The organism is Pseudoalteromonas sp. Z1A6 (genome assembly GCF_011378745.1).
In the GTDB taxonomy this organism is placed as follows: Bacteria; Pseudomonadota; Gammaproteobacteria; order Enterobacterales; family Alteromonadaceae; genus Pseudoalteromonas; species Pseudoalteromonas arctica.
In genome coordinates this window covers 1-4,426 of sequence record NZ_WTKW01000340.1, presented here as the reverse complement: position 1 = coordinate 4,426, position 4,426 = coordinate 1, and the positions used below count along the sequence as shown (strand labels likewise).

The window sequence follows — 4,426 nt, the reverse complement described above, 5'->3', positions numbered from 1 at the left end:
GCTTAGATATTTATTTAATGTTTAATAAAGGTTTTAAATGTAACGTTGGCTGTGAACAATATAATAAGCATTAAAAAGCCCTTACTATTTACTTAGCAAGGGCTTTTTATAATTGAGAACTTAGAGTTTAGCGCCTAGCGCATCGTTACAAATTCTTCCGAGCCTGTTGGGTGAATAGCAACAACGGCATCAAAATCAGCTTTAGTAGCGCCCATTTTCATGGCAACTGCAAAACCTTGAATCATTTCATCAACCGCAAAACCAATACCATGTAGGCCAACTACTTTTTCGTCTGGGCCGGCACATACAAGTTTCATTTTACAAGGCTGGCGATGTTTAGTTACCGCTGTGTACATAGCCGTAAAACCAGATTGGTAAATTTTAACGTTTTCTTCGCCATACTGAGAAATAGCTTCTTGCTCAGTTAAACCAATAGTACCAATCGGTGGATGACTAAATACAACGGTAGGAACTAAGCTGTAATCCATTTTTAAATCATCTGGTAGCTCTTTATTAAATAAACGCTCAGATAAAGTACGGCCTGCTTTTACTGCTACTGGTGTAAGTTCAATACCGTTTTCGATGATATCGCCAACCGCATAAACGTTTTTAGCTGTGGTATTTTGAAACTCATCAACTTTTACAAAACCACTGCTGTTTACTTCTACGCCTGCTGCTGCAACGTTAATAGCATTAGTTGTTGGTTCGCGGCCAATGGCCCAAATTACTTGGTCAACGTTATGAGTTTTGCCGTTATCTAAATGCAGTGTTACAGAGCCGTCATCTTCTTTAACCAATTTATTTGGTACAGAGTGAGTATGTAAAGTAGGGCCTTCGGCAGCCATTACTTCAACAAGCGTATCTACTATATATGGGTCAAAACTACGAAGTGGGGCATGCTTACGTACAAATAAATGAGTCTCAGTACCTAAACCATGTAATACACCAGCAAGCTCAACGGCTATGTAGCCTGCGCCTATTACTGCAACGCGTTTAGGTTGCTCTTTTAATTCAAAAAAGCCATTTGAATCGATACCGTGTTCAGCACCTTCAATATGCGGAATGCTTGGGCGGCCGCCTACTGCAATTAATATATGATCGGCTGTGTAGTGCTCGCCGTTTACTTCAACTGTTTTATTATCTACAAATTTAGCAAAGCCTTTAATTACAGTAACGCCATTGCTAGCAAGGCCACTGTCATAACCTTTATGAATTCGGCCTATATAGGCTTCACGGCTTTCTACTAATTTGCTCCAGTCAAAGCCTTTAACTTCAACATTAAAGCCGTAATCTGGGGCATATAAATTAATTGCTTCGGCAACCTGAGCACCGTGCCACATTACTTTTTTAGGTACACAGCCCACGTTTACACATGTGCCACCCATGTGTTTTGCTTCTATAAGTGCTACTTTAGCGCCACGCATTGCCGCTCTATTTGCAGAGGCAATACCACCACTGCCACCACCGATTGCAATATAATCAAAGTGTTGTGTCATTTTATGTCCTTAGGCGTTGAGTTTTATGCGCATTAGCATAACATTAAGTTTTAAAAATAAAGAGTGTTTAGGTGACCTATGTTTAGTAAAAAAACATTCAAATTTCTTGCTCAGCTTGATCAAAACAATAATAGAGACTGGTTTAACGACCATAAATCACAATATGAGGAATACGTAAGAGAGCCCGCTTTAGATTTCATTAGGCAAATGCAAGCACCACTTGCTGAGGTTTCTAGCCATTTTGTCGCATCAGATAAAAAAGTGGGCGGTAGCTTAATGAGAATCCATAAAGACGCGCGTTTTAGTAAAGATAAAACCCCATATAAAACTAATGTAGGGATTCAATTTCGCCATTTTATGGGAAAAGACGTACACGCCCCGGGGTTTTACTTTCACTTAGCAAATGACGAATGTTTTATAGGTGCGGGTATTTGGCGACCAGAATCAAAGGCGCTTAACGCAATTAGAACCTGCATAGATGAAAACCCAAATAGCTATAAAAAAGCAATTTATAATGAGCAATTTAAATCTATATACGGAATGTCAGGAGAATCGCTAAAGCGCCCGCCAAGAGGGTTTGAAAAAGAGCACCCATTAATAAATGAGCTCAAGCGAAAAGACTTTATAGCCATGAGCCCACTTACTCAAAAACAAGTATGCAGTAATAACCTAGTTGATACGGTGTTAGAACGTTATAAAGTGGCCGACTCATTAATGGGTTATTTGTGTTTTGCTCTGGAGCAACCCTATTAAAATTACACAACTTAAAAACAGTTGAGTTGTTTTTTTACTTTTAGACCCAATTTAAAATGTAATGCATTAACGCAAAGAGAGTATTTATGAGCAACCCACTAATTGGCCTTGAAGGCTTACCACCATTTTCAAAAATAAAGCCTGAGTACGTAGTACCAGCACTAAAAGACGGTATTGAGCTTTGTCGTAAAGCCATTGATGACGTGTTAGCTAAAGGCTCGTATACGTGGGATGACTTAGTATTACCCCTTGAAGAAGCCGACGATAAATTATCGCGCATGTTCTCCCCTGTATCGCATTTAAATTCAGTAATGAATAACGACGAATTACGCGAAGCTTACGAGCAGTGCTTACCGTTAATATCTGAATATTCAACATTTGTAGGTCAGCATCAAGGTTTATACAACGCGTATAATACGCTTTATAACAGCGACGAATTTAAAACGCTGACTACAGCACAACAAAAAACAATTACTAATGCGCTTCGTGATTTTAAATTATCGGGTATTGCATTAGCGCCGAAGCAGCAAAAACGCTACGGCGAAATTAGCGCGCGTTTATCAGAACTTGCCTCAAAATTTGGCAACAACGTAATGGATGCCACACTTGCTTGGCACAAACACATTACTGATGAGAGTGATTTAGCAGGCTTGCCAGAATCAGCTCTTGCACTTGCAGCCGACACAGCAAAAAGTAAAGAATTAGATGGCTGGTTATTTACACTCGATTTCCCGTCGTATTTACCAATAATGGCTTACGCAGATAACCGCGAATTACGCAGAGAAACCTATACCGCGTTTTCTACGCGCGCATCAGATCAAGGCCCTAACGCCGGTGAGTTTGATAACTCAGCAATTATGAGCGAGGAGCTTGCGCTTCGTCATGAACTTGCACTGTTACTAGGATTTAACAGCTACGCTGAAAAGTCACTAGCGACTAAAATGGCCGAAACACCAGAACAAGTATTCTCATTTTTAGAAGACCTAGCAGCTAAATCAAAACCACAAGCAGAGCAAGAAGTCGCAGAGCTAAAAGCCTATGCTGAGCAAAAACACGGTATTTCTGAATTAGAAGCATGGGATTTTGGTTACTACAGCGAAAAGCTTAAGCAAGAAAAGTACGCTATTTCAGATGAAGTACTACGTCCTTACTTCCCAGCAAATAAAGTACTTAGCGGCTTATTCGAAACCGTTAATCGCTTATTTGGTATTAGCGTAAAAGAAGTTACCGATTTTGATACTTATCACAAAGATGTACGATTTTTTGAAATTGTAGATAGCAGTGGCACGTTACGTGGTCGCTTTTATCTTGATTTATATGCACGCGACCACAAACGCGGTGGTGCGTGGATGGACGACTGTATGGGTCGTAAAGTACGTGCTAACGGCGAGTTACAAACTCCGGTGGCTTATCTAGTGTGTAACTTTAATAAAGCAGTTGGCGACAAACCTGCGCTGTTTACTCATGATGAAGTAACTACTTTATTTCATGAGTTTGGTCATGGTATTCACCACATGCTTACACAAGTTGATGCCGCGCCAGTGGCAGGCATTAATGGTGTAGCGTGGGATGCGGTAGAGCTTCCTAGTCAGTTTTTAGAAAATTGGTGTTATGACGAAGAAGCCCTGAGCTTTATTTCAGGTCATTATGAAACGGGTGAGCCGTTACCTAAAGAGTTACTTGATAAGTTACTTGCTGCTAAAAACTATAACTCAGGCATACAAATGCTGCGTCAAATTGAGTTTTCGTTATTCGATTTTAAAATCCATAACGATTACAAAGTGGGTGAGCAATGCCAAATTCAAGCAGTACTAAACGATGTACGTAGCCGTACATCAATCGTTAAACCGCCAGAGTTTAACCGTTTTCAAAATGGTTTTAGCCATATTTTTGCCGGTGGTTATAGTGCAGGTTACTACTCGTATAAATGGGCTGAAGTACTTTCTGCTGATGCATTTTCTAAATTTGAAGAAGAAGGTATTTTTAACGCTGAAACAGGGCAAGCCTTCATGCAAAATATTTTAGAAAAAGGCGGTAGCGAAGAGCCAATGGAATTATTTAAAAAGTTCCGTGGTCGTGAGCCAAATGTCGACGCGTTACTACGCCATAGCGGTATTGCTGTTTAAAAATTAATATTTAGCACAAATCAAATTAAAGCGCCTTCTTAATGGCGCTTT

General features: G+C 40.0%; 3 protein-coding genes. 2 read left to right on the top strand and 1 reads right to left on the bottom strand.

What is annotated here, in order from left to right:
• Positions 1 to 134: 134 nt before the first annotated feature.
• The gene (gene gorA / locus GQR46_RS16675) at positions 135 to 1,496 is read right to left on the bottom strand and encodes a glutathione-disulfide reductase (protein WP_165741578.1); all 1,362 of its coding nucleotides are present in this window, start codon (positions 1,494 to 1,496) and stop codon (positions 135 to 137) included.
• Positions 1,497 to 1,574: 78 nt separating this feature from the next.
• Between gorA and GQR46_RS16670 the strand changes: the two genes are divergently transcribed.
• Together GQR46_RS16670 and prlC are read left to right on the top strand one after the other, a co-directional pair.
• The gene (locus tag GQR46_RS16670; RefSeq protein WP_165741576.1) at positions 1,575 to 2,249 is read left to right on the top strand and encodes a DUF2461 domain-containing protein; all 675 of its coding nucleotides are present in this window, start codon (positions 1,575 to 1,577) and stop codon (positions 2,247 to 2,249) included.
• An 86-nt stretch (positions 2,250 to 2,335) separates the two neighbouring features.
• On the top strand, positions 2,336 to 4,375 hold the full coding sequence (gene prlC, locus GQR46_RS16665; RefSeq protein WP_165741574.1) for an oligopeptidase A: 2,040 nt from the start codon (positions 2,336 to 2,338) through the stop codon (positions 4,373 to 4,375).
• Positions 4,376 to 4,426: the final 51 nt, after the last annotated feature.